At 67.6% G+C, this 15,098-nt stretch carries 14 protein-coding genes; 7 read left to right on the top strand and 7 right to left on the bottom strand.

Translation table 11 applies throughout. From position 1 onward, the window contains the following. Window positions 1–95: 95 nt before the first annotated feature. The 5 genes from dgcB to FSV73_RS13345 form a co-directional block, all read right to left on the bottom strand. On the bottom strand, window positions 96–2,087 hold the full coding sequence (dgcB, locus tag FSV73_RS13365; protein WP_145008341.1) for a dimethylglycine demethylation protein DgcB: 1,992 nt from the start codon (window positions 2,085–2,087) through the stop codon (window positions 96–98). Window positions 2,088–2,271: 184 nt separating this feature from the next. Continuing rightward, window positions 2,272–4,332, bottom strand: a complete 2,061-nt coding sequence (dgcA, locus tag FSV73_RS13360) for a dimethylglycine demethylation protein DgcA (RefSeq protein WP_145008340.1) — start codon at window positions 4,330–4,332, stop codon at window positions 2,272–2,274. A 105-nt stretch (window positions 4,333–4,437) separates the two neighbouring features. Next, entirely contained in the window at window positions 4,438–4,968 is a 531-nt protein-coding gene (locus tag FSV73_RS13355; protein WP_145008339.1) for a DUF5943 domain-containing protein, read from the bottom strand. A 118-nt stretch (window positions 4,969–5,086) separates the two neighbouring features. Beyond that, window positions 5,087–6,064, bottom strand: coding sequence for a dipeptidase (locus FSV73_RS13350; protein ID WP_027597310.1), 978 nt, complete (start codon window positions 6,062–6,064; stop codon window positions 5,087–5,089). A 131-nt stretch (window positions 6,065–6,195) separates the two neighbouring features. Then, window positions 6,196–7,194, bottom strand: a complete 999-nt coding sequence (locus FSV73_RS13345) for a GlxA family transcriptional regulator (protein WP_145008338.1) — start codon at window positions 7,192–7,194, stop codon at window positions 6,196–6,198. A gap of 154 nt (window positions 7,195–7,348) precedes the next feature. Here FSV73_RS13345 and choX point away from each other — a divergent pair, with 154 nt between their 5' ends. The 7 genes from choX to FSV73_RS13310 all read left to right on the top strand — a co-directional run bounded on the left by choX (window position 7,349) and on the right by FSV73_RS13310 (window position 13,309). After that, window positions 7,349–8,281 carry a choline ABC transporter substrate-binding protein gene (gene choX, locus FSV73_RS13340; protein WP_145008337.1) on the top strand — a complete coding sequence of 311 codons (933 nt, stop codon included), beginning with the start codon at window positions 7,349–7,351 and terminating at the stop codon, window positions 8,279–8,281. A gap of 16 nt (window positions 8,282–8,297) precedes the next feature. Next, the gene (locus tag FSV73_RS13335; RefSeq protein ID WP_058772050.1) at window positions 8,298–9,185 is read left to right on the top strand and encodes a 3-keto-5-aminohexanoate cleavage protein; all 888 of its coding nucleotides are present in this window, start codon (window positions 8,298–8,300) and stop codon (window positions 9,183–9,185) included. After that, window positions 9,182–10,126, top strand: coding sequence for an L-carnitine dehydrogenase (locus FSV73_RS13330; RefSeq protein ID WP_145008336.1), 945 nt, complete (start codon window positions 9,182–9,184; stop codon window positions 10,124–10,126). The genes FSV73_RS13335 and FSV73_RS13330 overlap by 4 nt, the downstream gene beginning before the upstream one ends. A 9-nt stretch (window positions 10,127–10,135) precedes the next feature. Beyond that, window positions 10,136–10,606 (top strand): thioesterase family protein, encoded by a 471-nt coding sequence (locus FSV73_RS13325; RefSeq protein WP_145008335.1) that lies wholly within the window; start codon window positions 10,136–10,138, stop codon window positions 10,604–10,606. Between the two features lie 36 nt (window positions 10,607–10,642). After that, on the top strand, window positions 10,643–11,797 hold the full coding sequence (locus tag FSV73_RS13320; RefSeq protein WP_145008334.1) for a gamma-butyrobetaine dioxygenase: 1,155 nt from the start codon (window positions 10,643–10,645) through the stop codon (window positions 11,795–11,797). Further along, window positions 11,794–12,708 carry an alpha/beta hydrolase gene (locus tag FSV73_RS13315; RefSeq protein WP_145008333.1) on the top strand — a complete coding sequence of 305 codons (915 nt, stop codon included), beginning with the start codon at window positions 11,794–11,796 and terminating at the stop codon, window positions 12,706–12,708. The genes FSV73_RS13320 and FSV73_RS13315 overlap by 4 nt, the downstream gene beginning before the upstream one ends. Window positions 12,709–13,060: 352 nt before the next feature. Beyond that, on the top strand, window positions 13,061–13,309 hold the full coding sequence (locus FSV73_RS13310; RefSeq protein WP_145008332.1) for a hypothetical protein: 249 nt from the start codon (window positions 13,061–13,063) through the stop codon (window positions 13,307–13,309). 13 nt (window positions 13,310–13,322) lie between these two features. Here the strand turns inward: FSV73_RS13310 and FSV73_RS13305 are convergent, their stop codons facing one another. Both FSV73_RS13305 and FSV73_RS13300 read right to left on the bottom strand, forming a co-directional pair. Continuing rightward, complete coding sequence (locus tag FSV73_RS13305) at window positions 13,323–14,114, bottom strand: phosphatase PAP2 family protein (protein ID WP_145008331.1); 792 nt, start codon at window positions 14,112–14,114, stop codon at window positions 13,323–13,325. Window positions 14,115–14,218: 104 nt separating this feature from the next. Continuing rightward, entirely contained in the window at window positions 14,219–15,097 is an 879-nt protein-coding gene (locus tag FSV73_RS13300) for an alpha/beta fold hydrolase (protein WP_145008330.1), read from the bottom strand. Window position 15,098 lies beyond the last annotated feature (1 nt).

Below are 15,098 nucleotides of genomic sequence, written 5' to 3'. Positions count from 1 at the left end.
AGAGGGGGCGAAAAGCGACTGAGCTTGCCGGACACCCGTAGCCATCCCCTCTCCCCTCGGGGAGAGGGCTAGGGTGAGGGGGCTACCAACCGTACTCACGACAAGGCCTCGGCCACCGGCCGCCGTGCCGCGGTCGGCTTGCTTTCGACCGGCGCCTCGACGATGGCCTCGGCCACCAGCTCGGCGATGTCCTTGATCTCCGGGCGCGGCGCGACCACGCCTTCCAGCATCAGGGTGCACTGGGGGCAACCCACGGCCACCAGCTCGGCGCCGGTTGACTGGATGTCGGCCATGCGCATGTCGGGGATCCGCTGCTTGCCGGGGATGTCGGTGATGGGGGCACCGCCGCCACCACCGCAGCAACGCGAGCGGAAACCGGAACGCTCCATCTCCTTGACCGCGATGCCCAGCGCCTTGAGCACCGCGCGCGGGGCCTCGTACTCGCCGTTGTAGCGGCCCAGGTAGCAGGGATCGTGATAGGTGATGGTGGCGCCCTGCTCGGCCAGCGCATGCTGGCCCAGGTACAGGGTGCCGCGGCTGAGCAGGGTCTCGATGAAGGTGCTGTGGTGCTGCACCTGGTAGTGACCGCCCAGGGCGCCGTATTCGTTCTTGAGCACGTGGAAGCTGTGCGGATCGCAGGAGACGATGGTCTGGAAGCGATATTTGCCCAGGGTCTCGATGTTGCGCCTGGCCAGTTGCTGGAAGGTCGCCTCGTCACCCAGGCGACGGGCCACGTCGCCGCTGTCGCGCTCTTCCAGGCCGAGTACGGCGAAGTCCACCTTGGCCGCCTTGAGCACCTTGACGAAGGCGCGCAGGGTGCGCTGGTTGCGCATGTCGAACGCGCCGTCGCCGACCCAGAACAGCACCTCGGCCTGGCCGCGGTCCTTCATCAGCGGCAGGTCCAGGTCGGCGGCCCAGTTCAGGCGACCACCGGGGGCGAAGCCGCCGGGGTTGTCGGTGGCGATGAGATTTTCCAGCACCTCGGCGCCCTTGTTCGGCGTCTCGCCGCGTTCCAGCGTCAGGTGCCGGCGCATGTCGACGATGGCATCGACGTGCTCGATCATCATCGGGCATTCCTCGACGCAGGCGCGGCAGGTGGTGCAGGACCAGAGGGTCTCGGCGTCCACCAGGGCCTTGCCCTGGCGGGCGACGATCGGCAGGTGCGGACCGCCGGCGTGCTCGCCGACCGGCTTGCCCGGGTAGGGCGAGCCGAAATAATGGGCATCGCTGCCGCCCTTGAGGCCGACCACCATGTCCTGAATCAGCTTCTTGGGATTGAGCGGCTGGCCGGCGGCGAAGGCCGGGCACATGGCTTCGCAGCGGCCGCACTGGACGCAGGCATCGAAGCCGAGCAGCTGGTTCCAGGTGAAGTCGGCGGGCTTTTCCACGCCCAGCGGCGCCTGGGGATCGTCCAGGTCCAGCGCCTTGAGGCCGCTGGAGCGGGCGGCGCTGGCGTTGTGTGGGGTGCTGAAGCGCTCGGCGCGGCGGTGCCAGGCCAGGTGCAGGGCACCGGCGAAGGCGTGCTTGATGGGACCGCCCCAGGTCATGCCGAGGAACAGCTCGGACACGCCCCAGGCCACGCCGACCGCCAGCACCGCGGCCAGCAGCCAGCCACCGAAGTCCGGCGGCAGGATGCCGGCGACCGGCAGGGTGGCGATGAAGAAGCTCGCGGCGAAGGCCAGCAGGCTCTTCGGCAGGCGCATCCAGGGGCCCTTGGACAGCCGCGCCGGCGGGTTGCGGCGGCGCTTGGCGACGAACAGGGCGCCGGTGAACATGCAGGCGGTGGCCGCCAGCAGCGCCCAGCCGAGGATGCGGCTGTGCAGGCCGAAGCCATGCACCAGGATGGCCAGCAGCGCCGCCAGGACGAAACCGCCGGCGGTGGCCACGTGGGTCTTGGAGATGTACTTGTCGCGGTCGACCACGTGGTGCAGATCCACCAGGTAGCGGCGCGGCATCTTCAGCAGCCCACCGACCCAGTCGACCTCGGCCGGGCGGCCCTGTCGCCAGAGACTGAAGCGGCGCACGGCACCGATCACGGTGAGGGCCAGGGCGGCGAAGAGCAGGATGGGGAGGATGGTACTGAGCATTGCGGGTCTCCCTACGGGACCTCGGGTGGCGGCGGATCGCCCGCTCTCCCTGGGGAGAAAGCCGGAATGAGGAGCCTGAGTTAACGCCTGGGCGTCAGCGCAGCTCCCTCACCCCCGCCCTCTCCCTCAGGGAGAGGGAGCTGTCCGTGCCGACCGGACGTTGCGAACCCTCACGGGGCGTGTCTTAGAAGTCCTTGCACAGGCGCAGGGCGTCGTAGATGGCGGCGTGGGTGTTGCGCTGGGCCACGCAATCGCCGATCCGGTAGAGCAGGTAGCCGTTGCCGGCCTCGTTCAACGCCGGCTGCGGCTCGATGGCGAACAGCGCCTCGATGTCCATCTGGCCCTTGTTGCGCGAGTCTTCCTTGAGGGCGTAGTAGAGGCCCTCGTCCGGGCGCACGCCGTTCTCGATGACGATCTGGTCGACCACGCGTTCTTCGCGGGCACCGGTGTATTCGTTCTCCAGCACCGCGACCTTCTTGTCGCCCTCGGCGTAGACCTTTTCCAGCATCAGGTCGCCGGTCATGATCACTTCCTTGGGATAGAGGCTGCGGTAGTAGGTCGGGAAGGTGGTCCCGCCGATGGCCACGCCCGGCTTGATGTCGTCGGTGACGATTTCCACCTGGGCGCCCTTGTCGGCCAGGTAGTCGGCCACCGACATGCCGGTGAATTCGCAGATGGTGTCGTACACCAGCACGTTCTTGCCCGGCTCGACCTTGCCCGAGAGGATGTCCCAGCTGCTGACGACCAGGCCGTCGGCGGCGTGCCAGTGCTCGACCTGTTCCAGGAAGGGATGGCCGCCGTTGGCCAGGATGACGATGTCCGGGCGCAGGTCGAGGATGGTCGCCGGATCGGCGGCGGTGCCCAGGCGCAGGTCGATGCCCAGACGCGCCAGTTCCAGCTGGTACCAGCGGGTGATGCCGGCGATCTGGTCGCGTTGCGGGGCGCGGGAGGCCAGGGTGATCTGGCCGCCGAGCTGCTCCTGCTTCTCGAACAGGGTGACGTCATGGCCGCGCTCGGCCGAGACGCGCGCGGCCTCCATGCCAGCCGGGCCGCCGCCGACGATGACCACCTTGCGCTTGGGCCCGGTGGACTTCTCGATGATGTGCGGCAGGCCCATGTATTCGCGGCTGGTGGCGGCGTTCTGGATGCACAGCACGTCCAGGCCATTGTACTGGCGGTCGATGCAGTAGTTGGCGCCGACGCACTGACGGATCTGGTCGACCTGGCCCATCTTGATCTTGGTGATCAGGTGCGGGTCGGCGATGTGGGCGCGGGTCATGCCGACCATGTCGACGTAGCCGCCCTCGAGGATGCGGGTGGCCTGGTTGGGGTCCTTGATGTTCTGGGCGTGCAGCACCGGCACGTTGACCACTTCCTTGATGCCCGCGGCCAGGTGCAGGAAGGGCTCCGGCGGATAGGTCATGTTGGGGATGACGTTGGCCAGGGTGTTGTGGGTGTCGCAGCCCGAGCCGACCACGCCGATGAAGTCGAGCATGCCGGTGTCGCTGTAGTACTTGGCGATCTGCTTCATGTCGTCGTGGGACAGGCCATCGGGGTGGAATTCGTCCCCGGTGATGCGCATGCCGACGCAGAAGTCGTCACCGACCTCGGCGCGCACGGCCTTGAGCACCTCCATGCCGAATCTCATGCGGTTCTCGAAGCTACCGCCCCATTCGTCGGTGCGCTTGTTGACCCGCGGCGACCAGAACTGGTCGATCATGTGCTGGTGCACGGCGGACAGCTCGACGCCGTCCAGGCCACCGGCCTTGGCACGGCGGGCGGCCTGGGCGAAGTTGCCGATCACCCGCCAGATCTCTTCCGGCTCGATGGTCTTGCAGGTGGCGCGGTGCACGGGCTCGCGGATGCCCGACGGCGACATCAGGGTCGGCCAGTGGCCGCCGTCCCAACGCGAACGCCGGCCCATGTGGGTGATCTGGATCATGATCTTGGCGCCATGCTTGTGCATGGCGTCGGCCAGATTCTGGAAATGCGGAATGATGCGGTCGGTGGAGAGGTTGACCGAACTCCACCAGTGCTGGGGGCTGTCGATGGCGACCACCGAGGAACCCCCGCAGATGGCCAGGCCGATGCCGCCCTTGGCCTTCTCTTCGTAATACTTGACGTACCTCTCGGTGGTCATGCCGCCATCGGTGGCATAGACCTCGGCGTGGGCCGTGGAGAGTACGCGGTTGCGGATGGTGAGCTTGCCGATCTGGATCGGCTGGAACATTGCTTCGAAGGCCATGACCTTCTCCTCGATCGGCTGGTGCGCGGTCTTGAGCCGCGCTCTTGCTCTGGGGTGTTGCTGGGGTGGCGGCGAGTGGGTCGGCGGCCACCCGGGGGCGTGGCGTTACTTCGGCCGGGTGACGAAAAGGCCGTCGTCGTGGCCCTCTTCGGAACCGCTGTATTCCTGCACGGTGACGGTGCGGATGGCACTGCCCTTGTCGGCCAGGATCTGGTCGATGGCGCCGGAGAACCAGCCGGTGAACATGTAGTCGACCTTGCGGTTGACCTTGCCGTAGACGTAGACGAAGGCGGAATGCTTGAGCTTGACCTCGGCATGACCGGTGTCCAGGTCGAGCTTCTGGGTCTCGAACAGGCCCCAGCCGCGCTGCGACAGGCGCTTCATGTAGTGCTCGAACACCGCGGCGCCCTGCAGGCCATGGCACTCGGCTTCCTTCTCGCACCAGTGCCAGGCGGACTTGTAGCCGGCCTTGTAGAGGATCTCGGCGTATTGGTCGGCGCCCAGGACTTCTTCGATGCCCATGTGGTTGTTGACGAAGAAATGCCGGGGTACGTAGAGCATCGGCAGGGCGTCGGTGGTCCAGACGCCGGTTTCGTCGTCGACCTGGATGGGCATTTCGGGGGCGTGGCTGGCCATGAGGTACTCCGGAGCAGAGAGTCGTAGGTCGGGCTGAACGTTAGCGAAGCCCGACGGTAGGAAAGGGGTGGTAAAGGTTTGTCGGGCTTCGCTGTGCTCAACCCGACCTACATCAGGATCATTCGCCCCAGACTTCGCCGAGGATCCTCATCCAGTTCTCGCCCATGACCTTGCGCACGGTGCGCTCGGGCATGCCGCGCTTGAGCAGGGTCTCGGTCAGATTGGGGAATTCGCCCACGGTACGGATGCCCAGCGGGTTGACGATCTTGCCGAAGTTGGTCAGGCGGCGGGCGTAGCCCTTGTCGTGGGTCAGCCACTCGAAGAAGTCGTGGCCATGGCCCTGGGTGAAGTCGGTGCCGATGCCGATGGAGTCTTCGCCGACCAGGTTCATCACGTACTCGATGGCCTCGGCGTAGTCGTCGATGGTCGAGTCGATGCCCTTGGCCAGGAAGGGGGCGAACATGGTCACGCCGACGAAGCCGCCGTGGTCGGCGATGAACTTGAGTTCGGCATCCGACTTGTTGCGCGGATGCTCCTTCAGGCCGGACGGCAGGCAGTGGGAGTAGCAGACCGGCTTCTTCGACTCGAGGATGACTTCCTCGCTGGTCTTGGAGCCGACGTGGGAGAGGTCGCACATGATGCCGACGCGGTTCATCTCGGCGACGATCTCGCGACCGAAGCCGGATAGGCCGCCGTCACGCTCGTAGCAGCCGGTGCCCACCAGGTTCTGGGTGTTGTAGCACATCTGCACGATGCCCACGCCGAGCTGCTTGAAGATCTCGACGTAGCCGATCTGGTCCTCGAAGGCATGGGCGTTCTGGAAGCCGAACAGGATGCCGGTCTTGCCCTGGGCCTTGGCCTGGCGGATCTCGGCGGTGGTGCGCACCTGGACCACCAGGTCGCTGCACTCGCGGATCAGTTTCTGGCTGGCGGCGATGTTGTTGACCGTGGCCTGGAAGCCCTCCCATACCGAGACGGTGCAGTTGGCGGCGGTCAGGCCACCCTTGCGCATGTCCTCGAAGAGTTCGCGGTTCCACTTGGCGATGATCAGCCCGTCGATGACGATGCTGTCGGCGTGGAGTTCGGTGGCATTCATGACGGGCTCCGGCGGAAGTCTTGCGCCGGAACGGGTGCCGGCGATTCGAGGCCAGCATAGCCCCGGGGTTCCCGCCGACCGGATGCAAAAACGACAGGGGTATCACCAGAAGCGTCAGCGCCGGGGTCGTCCTAGGCCGGCGGGAGGGCCACGGCCGTCGCCAGGACGTCCGCCGGCGACGAGCGGCCGGGATCGCGGCGGGGCCGGTCCTCGCGCGGACTCAGGCCGAAGCGCTGGCGGTAGCAACGGGAAAAATAGGAGGCGGATTCGAAACCGCAGGCCAGGGCGACCTCCAGCACGCTGGCGTCACCCTGCTGCAGGAGCTGGCGCGCCTTGTCCAGGCGCAACTGCAGGTAGAAGGTCGAGGGCGTCGTATCCAGATAGAGGCGGAACAGCCGCTCCAGCTGGCGGCGGGTCACCTGGATGCCGGCCGCCAGTTCCAGGGTGCCCAGGGGCGTCTCGGTATGCCGCTCCATGCGTTCCACCACGCGGATCAGCTTGCGATTGGCGATGCCGTAGCGTTGCGCCACCTGCAGCCGCTGGTGCTCGCGCGGCGGGCGGATGCGGCCGAGGACGAATTGCTCGGAAACCTGCACCGCCAGGTCGCTGCCGTGGCTGCGACCGATCAGCTCCAGCAGCAGGTCGAGACTGGCCGTGCCGCCGGCGCAGGTGATGCGGCCGCGGTCGATCTCGAACAGCTCGCCGGTGACCTCCAGCTGCGGCCAGGCTTCGCGAAAGGCGGCCACCGCTTCCCAGTGCAGGGTGACTCTATGGCCGTCCAGCAGGCCGGCGCGGGCCAGCACCAGGGTGCCGGTATCGATGCCACCGAGGGGATGGCCGTGGCGGGCGACCTGGCGCAGCCAGCTGGCGAGGCCGTCGTCGTAATGGGCGAGGGCCTCGAAGCCGGCCACCACGAACAGGGTGGTGCCGGGGGCCAGGGTTTCGAGGCCGCCGTCGACGTTGACCGACATGCCGTTGCTGGCGGTCACGGCGGCGCCCTCGCGCCCGAGGATGCGCCAGGCGTAGCTGCCCGGGCGAAAACGATTGGCCACCCGCAGCGGCTCCAGGGTGGCGATGAAGCCCAGGGCGGAAAAACCGGGTAGCAGCAGGAAGGCGAAGGACTGCGGCATGGGGGACCCTGCTCGGTAACGATGGCTACTGGCAAGCAAGAAGGTCGCCAGGATGCAAATTCCGGTCGTCGGGCTGCGCATGATCGCCCAGCGAGGCGCCTAGGGTAGAAGGCACCGGCAGTCATCCTCGGCAAGCCGCCACCAGGAGTTCGCCATGCCTCCCAAGACGCTTTGCTCCACCCTCCTCGCCTGCGGCCTGCTGGCCGCCACCCTCGGCAGCGCCCGGGCCGCCGAGCCCGACAGCTGCCAGACCGTGCGCCTGGGCATCGTCGGCTGGACCGATGTGGTCGCCACCAGCGCCCTCGCCGAGGTCATGCTCGAGGGCCTCGGCTACGGGGTCAAGCCGACCACCGCCTCGCAACAGATCATCATGGCGGGCATGGGCAACAAGGACCTCGACGTCTTCCTCGGCTACTGGCAGCCGACCATGCAGCCGGTGGTGCAGCCCTTCGTCGACAAGGGCCAGGTCAAGGTGCTGGCCCCGCCGCTGCTGGCCGATGCCCAGTCCACCTTCGCGGTGCCCGACTACGTCTACGAAGGCGGCCTGAAGACCTTCGCCGACATCGCCCGCTTCAAGGACAAGCTCGGCGGCAAGATCTATGGCATCGAGCCGGGCAGCGGCGCCAATCGCGCCACCACCGAGATGATCAAGACCAACAGATTCGGCCTCAAGGACTTCCAGCTGGTGGAGTCCAGCGAGGCGGGCATGCTCAGCGCCGTGCGCCGCGCCGAGAAGCGCCAGGAGTGGGTGGTGTTCTTCGGCTGGAAGCCGCACCCGATGAACCTGCAGATCAAGATGCACTATCTCACCGGCAGCGAGGACATCTTCGGCCCCAACGAAGGCCAGGCCACCGTCTCGGTGGTGACCACCGCGGACTACCCGCAGCGCTGCCCCAATGTCCAGCAGCTGCTCACCAATCTGCACCTCGACAGCGCCGAGGTCAGCGCCGTGATGGCCCCCATCCTGGAGCGCACCGCGCCCAAGGACGCCGCCCGCGCCTGGCTCAAGGCGCATCCGCAACGCCTCGACGCCTTCCTGCAAGGCGTCACCACCCATGCCGGCCAGCCGGCCGCCGTCAAGCTCTGATCGCCAAGGAAAGACCATGAACACCGATGTCATCATTACCTGCGCCCTGACCGGCGCCGGTGATACCGTAGGCCGCAATCCCCATGTTCCCGTTACCCCGGCGCAGATCGCCGAGGCCGCCCTGGAGGCCGCCCGCGCCGGCGCCACGGTGGTGCACGCCCATGTCCGCGATCCCGCCACCGGCAAGCCGAGTCGCGACGTGGCGCTCTATCGCGAGGTGGTCGAGCGTATCCGCGAGGCGGACGTCGACATCATCGTCAACCTCACCGCCGGCATGGGTGGCGACCTGGAGATCGGCCCGGGCGAGACGCCCACCGAATTCGGGCCCGGCTCCGACCTGGTCGGCCCGCTGACCCGCCTGCTGCACATCGAGGAGCTGCGCCCGGACATCTGCACCCTGGACTGCGGCACCCTCAACTTCGGTGACGGCGACTTCATCTATGTCTCCACCCCCGCGCAACTGCGCGCCGGGGCCAAGCGCATCACCGAGCTGGGGGTGAAGGCGGAGCTGGAGATCTTCGACACCGGCCACCTCTGGTTCGCCAAGCAGTTGCTCAAGGAAGGCCTGCTGGAAGACCCGCTGTTCCAGATCTGCCTGGGCATTCCCTGGGGCGCGCCGGCCGACACCACCACCATGAAGGCCATGGTCGACAACCTGCCAGCGGGCGCCTGCTGGGCCGGCTTCGGCATCGGCCGCATGCAGATGCCCATGGCCGCCCAGGCCATGCTGCTGGGCGGCAACGTCCGCGTCGGCCTGGAAGACAACCTCTGGCTGGACCGCGGCGTCCACGCCACCAACGGCAGCCTGGTGGAGCGGGTCATCCAGATCATCGAGCGACTGGGTGGCCGGGCCCTCAGCCCCGCCGAAGGGCGCAAGAAGATGAAGCTGGGAGGTGCCCAATGAGCGCCGTCTTCGCCGCCCTCGGCACCGGAGTGATCGGTGCCGGCTGGATCGCCCGGGCCCTGGCCCGCGGCCTCGACGTCCGCGCCTGGGACCCGGCGCCCGGGGCCGAGGCGGCCCTGCGTACCCGCCTGGCCAATGCCTGGCCGGCACTGGAGGCCCAGGGCCTGGCACCAGGCGCCAGCCTGGAGCGCCTGACGTTCCATACCGACCTGGAAGAAGCCGTGGCCGGCGCCGATGTGATCCAGGAAAGCGCGCCCGAGCGCCTGGAGCTCAAGCGCGACCTGCACGCCCGGGTCAGCCGGGCGGCTCGGCCCGACGCCCTGATCTGCTCCAGCACCTCGGGGCTGCTGCCCAGCGACTTCTATGCCGATGCCGAGCACCCCGAGCGCTGCCTGGTGGGCCATCCCTTCAACCCCGTCTACCTGCTGCCGCTGGTGGAGGTGGTGGGCGGGACCCAGACCTCAGAGGCCAATCTGGCGCGTGCCGAAGCCTTCTATCGCGAGCTGGGCATGCGGCCGCTGCGGGTGCGCAAGGAGGTGCCCGGCTTCATCGCCGATCGCCTGCTCGAAGCCCTGTGGCGCGAGGCCCTGCACCTGGTCAACGACGGCGTCGCCACCACCGGCGAGATCGACGACGCCATCCGCTATGGCGCCGGCCTGCGCTGGTCGTTCATGGGCACCTTCCTCACCTACACCCTGGCCGGCGGCCCGGCGGGCATGCGTCACTTCATGCAGCAATTCGGTCCGGCGCTGAAGCTGCCCTGGACCTACCTGGAAGCCCCGGAGTTGACCGATGGCCTGATCGACGCCGTGGTCGAGGGCACCCAGGCGCAACAGGGCGACCTGGAGCTGGCCGCCCTGGAGCGCTATCGCGACGACTGCCTGCTCGCCGTGCAGGCGGCCATCGCCGAGTGCAAGACGCGCCATGGCATCCGGGACTAGGAGAACAGCATGCTGATCCATAGCACCGCGGTCGCCCCCGACTGGGTCGACTACAACGGCCATCTGCGCGATGCCTACTACCTGCTGATCTTCAGCCACGCCACCGACGCCCTGATGGACGCCATGGGCCTGGACGCCGCCGGCCGTGCAGCCAGCGGGCACTCGCTGTTCACCCTGGAGTGCCACCTCAATTTCCTCCATGAGGTGAAGGCGGACGCCCAGTTGGAGGTGCGGGTGAGGTTCCTGGCCCTGGACGCCAAGCGCCTGCACCTGCACTTCGGGCTGTACCACGCAGGCGAGGCCGAGCTGCTGGCGGCCTCCGAGCAGTTGCTGTTGCACGTCGACCTGGCCGGTCCCAAGTCGGCGCCCTTCGCGCCGGCGGTACACGACTGGCTGGCGACCCGGCTGGCGGCGCAGCGGGACGAGCCCTGGCCGGCGCACGTCGGGCGGGTCATCGGCCTGCCACCCGCCAGGCACTGACCGTCCACCATCCAGGCTAGATGGAGCCACCGGGCCATGAGCGCTATCCCCGACTACAGTACCTACGAGGTCATCAGTCCAATAGGCAGCGCCCGCTGGGATGGCGCCCAGGTCACCGTCGAATGGCGGGACGGCCGGCACAGTCCCTACCACCTGCTCTGGTTGAGGGACAACTGCCCGTGCCCGCACTGCGTCTATCCCGTTACCCGGGAGCAGGTGTTCGAGATAATGGATATCCCGGAAGATCTGCAGGCCGCCCAGGTGACCCTCACGGATGAGGGTCACCTGGAGGTTCTCTGGGACGACGGACATGCCAGTACGTACCACGCGGGCTGGCTGCGCGCCCACGCCTACGATGAAGAGTCCCTGGCCGAGCAGCTCCGGCTGAGACCCCGGAAAAAGCTCTGGGACAGCCACCTCGCTGTTCCGACCTTTGATTACGCCGAGATCATGACCGACGAGGCGGCGCTGCTGGCCTGGCTGATCGAGGTGAGGGACACCGGCCTGTCGCTGCTGCTTGGCGTGCCCGTGGAAGAGGGATCTCTAGCTGCGGTGGCGAGACGGATTTCCTTCATCCGCGAATCCAACTTCGGCACCCTCTTCAACGTGCAATCCAAGGCCGACGCGGACAGCAACGCCTACACCGCCTTCAACCTCCCGCTGCACACCGACCTGCCGACCCGCGAGCTGCAACCGGGGCTGCAATTCCTGCATTGCCTGGTCAATGACGCAAAAGGCGGCAGCAGTACCTTCGTCGACGGCTTCAAGCTCGCGGAAGTCTTGAGAGAAGAGGATCCGCAGTCCTTCGCGATCCTCACCACGCTACCCGTCGAATTTCGCAATCGCGGGAAATCTTCCGACTATCGCTACCGGGCCCCCATCATCGCCCTGGACGAACACCAGGAGGTTACGGAAATCCGCATGGCGAATTTCCTGCGCGGCCCCTTCAGCAGCCAGCCGGAAACCATGCCGCTGCTCTACCGCGCCTACCGGCGCTTCATCGCCCTGACCCGGGACGATCGCTTCAGATACCGGCATCGCCTCACCGCGGGTCAGCTGTGGTGCTTCGACAACCGGCGCGCCCTGCATGCCCGGGATGAATTCGACCCCACCAGCGGCGCGCGTCATTTCCAGGGCTGCTATGTCGACCGGGATGAGCTGCATTCCAGAATTCGCGTGCTGCAACGATGAGCCAGCCACCGCTGACGGCGGACATGGCCGCCTTCGTGCAGGCCAGCCAGGCCTTCGCCGTCGAGGATCCGGACATCGCTGCCCAGCGTCGGGCCTATGCCCGGCTCTGCGCGGCCTTGGCACCAGCGGATTACCAGGGATTGGCGGTCAGCGAGCACCGGGCCGGTGGAGTACCGCTGCGCCTGGTGGCGCCACCAGAATCCGCCAGCGACCGCCCCGCCCTGCTCTACCTGCACGGCGGTGGCTGGATGCTCGGTGACCTAGACTCCCACGGCTTTCTCGCCGCCCGCCTGGCGCGGCGGCTGGGGCTGGCCGTCTTGCTGGTGGATTATCGCCTGGCCCCGGAGCATCCCTACCCGGCGGCCCTGGAGGACGCGCTCCAGGCCTGGGATTGGCTAGTGCAGGAGGCCCACGCGCTGGGGCTCGACGAGACGCGCCTGGCGGTGGCCGGCGACAGCGCCGGTGGCAATCTGGCCGCGGCGCTGTGCCTGGCGCTGCGCCGGCAGGGGCGGGCCCCGCCCAGGGCGCAGGCGTTGATCTACCCGGCGCTGACGGATCGGCGACTGCCCAGCGAGCGCCGCCACGCCCAGGCTGCCCTGCTGAGCGCGGCCGACTGGCGCGCCTGCCTGGACAGCTATTTGCCCAGGCTGGAGGATCGCCACGACCCCCTGGCGCTACCGCTGCGGACGAGGGATTTCACCGGGTTAGCGCCTGGCTTCATCGCCGTTGCCCGCCGTGACCCCCTGGCGGACCACGGCCGCGCCTATGCTGCGGCCCTGCGCGAGGCGGGTCGTTCATGCGAGCTATGGGAGGGTGCCGGTCTGCTGCATGGCGCCTTGCGGGCCGGGGGCCCGCGCGCCGAGGCCCTGCGACTCGCCCTGGAGAGCTTTCTCGGCCGCCAATTGGGATGAGTTACGGCCACCAGAGCGGCCATGAGTGCCCAGAAGACAAAAAAAAACCTCAACCGCTGGAGACGGAAGAGGTTCAAACGCCCTGATGGGCCTCAGTGTGTAACCGTTGGATTGCACGCTCTGGCGGCGAACAACCGAAAATATCGAGGAATGGCGCTATTCTATCGGCTATCGTCCGCTTTGGCCCTGCGGCAGATTGTCCGGGCCCGATGTAGTAATAAACCTACATTGCCTGGGCGCCAATCGCGCTGCTGTCCAAAAGCGACATCCAGCTATGCACCGACGCCAGGCCGGCTTGCCGTCCACGGTGCCAATGGGAGAATCCCGGCATTCCACCGGAGAGGGCAGTGCCATGATGATCGCCGACTTGATCGACCAGGACGATTTCCGCGACCGCCTACGCGCGCTGGGTTTCAACGTAACGCCCCAGGCGTCGGCCGACGAGGCCTGCCGCCAGGCCGTGACGGCACTCACCCAGGAGCGCGCCCTGGTACTGCGGCAACTGATCCAGGACTTGCTCTCCGGCAGCGCCGCCCTGCTACCGGCGGTACGCCAGGCCATCGACCAGCAATTGCTGCCGGCCCTGGCCCAGTCGCGCTAGCGGTGACCCTGGACTAGGGCTGTAACAGGCTCAGGCGGCCGAGCAGCGGCAGCCGCGCAAGGCCGCGCAGGGGTGGCGCCAGCAGCCGCTCACCCTGGCGGGCGAACCAGGCGGCCAAGGGTGTGTGCACGCCCAGGCCGATGACGCTCAGCGCTAGCGCCAGGCCGCCCACATAGTCATCCGAGCCCCAGTGGGCACCGGCCACCAGCCGCGGCAGCATGAACAGCACCGCCAAGGCGGCGACTACCAGCCGGCGTCCGCCGCGGGTGAAATGGGCCATGAACAGCGCCCAGAGCAACAACACCGAGGCATGGTCGCCGGGAAAACTGGCGCCGGATCTGTCCTTCAACTCCCATCCGTGTTCCAGCCCCGGAAAGCGATCGCTGAGCAGGTAGGCGCCGGAGAGCACATCGGAGGGACTGGCATGCTGCAGGCCAGCGGCTTCGATGCCCTTGGTCAGCAGGGTGCGCATGATCAGTAGGATCACCAGCAGGCCGACGAAGGCCGCCAGCGCCGGCCGTACCTGCCGGGCTGGATAGGCCCAGCCGCCGCGGACCAGCAGTGCCAGGAGGATCAGGCCGACCAAGGCATCCACCGGCCTCAGGCTGAAGAAGGTCCAGAGATAGAGCCAGGCGGTCGAATGCGCCAGGGGCGCATTGAGGGCGTGGAACAACCCGGCGTCGAAGGCCAGCAGCTGGCTGCGCACGCCAGGAACCAGCCAGAGCAGCAGCAGGCCCAGGGCCAGGCCCTGGCATAGCGCCAGGCGGCGCCACTGCCAGGTGGAAGGGAAGAGTGGAGCGTTCATCAAGGTCTCTTTTCACGAAAATTTCACAAATAGACCCGCTCGACCTTGATAACGTCACACTTTGTTACAGTCAGATGACGCAACACTCCTTTGCAGTCACCGCGTCAACCGAAGAAGGCCAGGGCCTCGTCGGCGACCAGCTCTGGTAGCTCCTCCGCCAGGTAATGCCCGCCCGGCAAGGCGCGGCCAGTGACCTGGGTCGCCACCTGGCGCCATTCGGCGAGGGGATCGAAGCAGCGCCCCACGGTACCTTCCGCGCCCCAGAGTATGCGCAGCGGCAATTCCAGCCGCCGGCCGGCATCCAGGTCGGCCTGGTCATGCACCAGGTCGATCCCGGCGCTGGCGCGATAGTCCTCGCAGATGCCGCGGGCGGTGCCAGGCAGGCTCAGGCAGCGCAGGTATTCGGCCAGCACCTCCGGGGGAAAGGGCGCCAGGCCGGCACTGCGGGTCCCCATCACGCCTTTCAGATAGCCTTCCGGATCGGCCTCGATCAGCCGTTCCGGCAGCGGCGCCGGGCGGATCAGGAAGAACCAGTGCCAGTAGGCGCGGGCGAAGGCCTCGTCGGTCTGGCGATACATGGCCAGGGTCGGCGCGATGTCCAGCAGCATCAACCGCTCCACCGCCGCGGGATGATCCAGCGCCAGGCGATGGGCGACCCGGGCGCCACGGTCGTGGGCCAGCACGGCGAAGCGCTCATGGCCCAGCAGGCGCATCAGCTCGACGTTGTCCCGCGCCAGGGTGCGCTTGCTGTAGGCCTCGTCGCCCGCGGCCGGCTTGGCGCTGTCGCCATAGCCGCGTAGGTCGGCGGCCACCAGGGTGAAGCGCTCGGCCAGCCGCGGCGCCACCTTGTGCCACATCACATGGGTCTGGGGATGGCCATGGAGCAGCAGCAGCGCCGGACCCTGGCCGCCGACCCGGCAATGGAGTTCGACACCATCGACGCTCAGCCGCCGCGTTTCGAATCCCGCGAAGAAGCCGTCCATC

It is taken from the genome of Pseudomonas oryzihabitans, from assembly GCF_007665395.1.
Classification (GTDB): domain Bacteria; phylum Pseudomonadota; class Gammaproteobacteria; order Pseudomonadales; family Pseudomonadaceae; genus Chryseomonas; species Chryseomonas psychrotolerans_C.
The sequence above is the reverse complement of the archived record's forward strand: the minus strand, read 5'-3'. Positions and strand labels throughout refer to the sequence as shown.

Coding starts and splice junctions, on each gene's coding strand:
- dgcB (WP_145008341.1), bottom strand. CDS start 2,087: ATGCTCAGTACCATCCTCCCCATCCTGCTCTTCGCCGCCCTGGCCCTC.
- dgcA (WP_145008340.1), bottom strand. CDS start 4,332: ATGGCCTTCGAAGCAATGTTCCAGCCGATCCAGATCGGCAAGCTCACC.
- FSV73_RS13355 (WP_145008339.1), bottom strand. CDS start 4,968: ATGGCCAGCCACGCCCCCGAAATGCCCATCCAGGTCGACGACGAAACC.
- FSV73_RS13350 (WP_027597310.1), bottom strand. CDS start 6,064: ATGAATGCCACCGAACTCCACGCCGACAGCATCGTCATCGACGGGCTG.
- FSV73_RS13345 (WP_145008338.1), bottom strand. CDS start 7,194: ATGCCGCAGTCCTTCGCCTTCCTGCTGCTACCCGGTTTTTCCGCCCTG.
- choX (WP_145008337.1), top strand. CDS start 7,349: ATGCCTCCCAAGACGCTTTGCTCCACCCTCCTCGCCTGCGGCCTGCTG.
- FSV73_RS13335 (WP_058772050.1), top strand. CDS start 8,298: ATGAACACCGATGTCATCATTACCTGCGCCCTGACCGGCGCCGGTGAT.
- FSV73_RS13330 (WP_145008336.1), top strand. CDS start 9,182: ATGAGCGCCGTCTTCGCCGCCCTCGGCACCGGAGTGATCGGTGCCGGC.
- FSV73_RS13325 (WP_145008335.1), top strand. CDS start 10,136: ATGCTGATCCATAGCACCGCGGTCGCCCCCGACTGGGTCGACTACAAC.
- FSV73_RS13320 (WP_145008334.1), top strand. CDS start 10,643: ATGAGCGCTATCCCCGACTACAGTACCTACGAGGTCATCAGTCCAATA.
- FSV73_RS13315 (WP_145008333.1), top strand. CDS start 11,794: ATGAGCCAGCCACCGCTGACGGCGGACATGGCCGCCTTCGTGCAGGCC.
- FSV73_RS13310 (WP_145008332.1), top strand. CDS start 13,061: ATGATGATCGCCGACTTGATCGACCAGGACGATTTCCGCGACCGCCTA.
- FSV73_RS13305 (WP_145008331.1), bottom strand. CDS start 14,114: ATGAACGCTCCACTCTTCCCTTCCACCTGGCAGTGGCGCCGCCTGGCG.
- FSV73_RS13300 (WP_145008330.1), bottom strand. CDS start 15,097: ATGGACGGCTTCTTCGCGGGATTCGAAACGCGGCGGCTGAGCGTCGAT.